The organism is Bradyrhizobium sp. NAS96.2, assembly GCF_001908235.1.
Classification (GTDB): Bacteria; Pseudomonadota; Alphaproteobacteria; order Rhizobiales; family Xanthobacteraceae; genus Bradyrhizobium.
The window spans coordinates 1-1770 of record NZ_LGHK01000386.1 but is presented as its reverse complement, the minus strand read 5'-3'; the positions used below and the strand labels follow the sequence as shown (position 1 = coordinate 1770).

Sequence of the window (1770 nt, the reverse complement as noted above, 5' to 3'; positions counted from 1 at the left end):
CTCGCACTGATGATCCTCTCGACCGACAACGCGGCGCCGCCGATCGTGCCGGAGATGTGGGATCTGTCCTGCGTCGATTGGGCCGATCGCATGCGCGAGGGCCGCTCGCTTGTGCCGGATCTGCCGCTGTTCGCGGCCGAGGCCGACATCGCGCAGGCGTTCTATGACGAGCTGCAGCTGCCGGACGTGCCTGGCGCGCCGAAAATGCGCGAGGCGTCGGGCCAATGGTTCCGGGATATCGTCCGCGCGTCGTTCGGCAGCTGGGACCCGGTAAATCAGGTTCGCTATATCCGCGACATCCTGGCGCTGGTCCCGAAAGGCTCCTCGAAAACGACCAACGCCGCGGCGCTGCTGATCGTCGCGATGCTTATGAATTTCCGGCCGCGCGGAACGGCGCTGTTTGTCGGTCCGACGCAGGCGATCTCGGATCGCGCCTATGAGCAGGCGGTCGGCATGATCGAGGAGTCGCCGGATCTGCGCCGGCGGTTCCGGCCCCGCGATCATATCAAAACGATCGAGGACCTCGTTACCCGGTCGGAGGCGCAGGTCAAAACCTTCGATCTCAAGATCCTGACCGGCGCGATGGGCCTGTTTTTCGTGCTGCTCGACGAGCTGCACGTCCTCGGCAAAAGCGCCTCGGCGGCGAAGGTGCTGCGCCAGATCCGCGGCGGCCTCGACAAGACGCCGGAGGGCGTTTTGGTGATGACCACGACGCAAAGCGACGACATTCCCTCCGGCGTGTTCAAATCCGAGCTGAAATTTGCGCGTAACGTGCGGGACGGCAAGTATCGCGGCCGGATTATCCGGCCGATGCTGCCGATCCTGTATGAATTCCCGCCGGATATCGCGTCGCTGACGCGCGAGGAGCGTGCCGCCGGCGTCGAGGAGCGCTGGAAAAACCCGGTCAACTGGCCGATGGTGATGCCGAACCTCGGCCGCTCGATCCATCTCGCATCGCTGCGCGCAGATTGGGAGAGCGAGCGCGAAAAAGGCGACGACGCGATCAAGGTTTGGGCCTCGCAGCATCTCAATATCGAGATCGGCGTCGGCATCAATAACGAGGGTTGGCGCGGCGCCGACTATTGGGAGGGCGCCGTCGACGAAACGCTGACGCTCGAGACGCTGCTCGAGCGCTCGGAGGTCGTGACGATCGGAATTGACGGCGGCGGCCTCGACGACCTGCTCGGCCTGGCCGTCATCGGCCGCGATCGCAAGACGCGCGAATGGCTGTCCTGGTATCGGGCATGGGCCAACCCGAAAGTGCTCGAGGTCCGCAAAGACATCGCGGCGCAGCTGCAGGATTTTTCCGACGCCGGCGAGATCTCGATCTGCCCGGTGCCGCAGGACGTCCTCGAGCTGGCGACGATCGTCGCGCAGATCATCGCCTCCGGCCTGCTGCCTGAGAAAAACGCGATCGGCATCGATCCGAACAATGCGGCGGCGATTATTGAGGCGCTGATCGCGGTCGGCGTGACCGACGAAATGATCCGCCGGCTGTTGCAGGGACCTGCGCTTGCGCCGGCAATGTACGGCCTCGAGCGCAAATTGTCGGACGGCACGTTCTGGCACGGCGGCATGCTGCTGATGGCCTTCGTTCTCGGAAACGCAAAGGTCGAGCAGCGCGGCAATTCCGTGATGGTGACGAAAGCCGTCTCCGGCCGAGCCAAAATCGATCCGCTGGTCGCGCTGTTTCAGGCCGCGATCCTCATGAGCTGGAATCCCTCGGCCGGCAGGCTCGTGACCGGCGCTGATATCCTGACGGTGGTCTGA

At 64.4% G+C, this 1770-nt stretch carries 1 protein-coding gene; it reads left to right on the top strand.

What is annotated here, in order from left to right:
• Window positions 1–9 precede the first annotated feature (9 nt).
• Window positions 10–1770, top strand: a complete 1761-nt coding sequence (locus tag AC628_RS41475; protein WP_083633328.1) for a terminase large subunit domain-containing protein — start codon at window positions 10–12, stop codon at window positions 1768–1770.

What these genes read in the sequence shown, in the direction of transcription:
- AC628_RS41475 (WP_083633328.1), top strand. Translation starts at nt 10, where the DNA reads ATGATCCTCTCGACCGACAACGCGGCGCCGCCGATCGTGCCGGAGATG.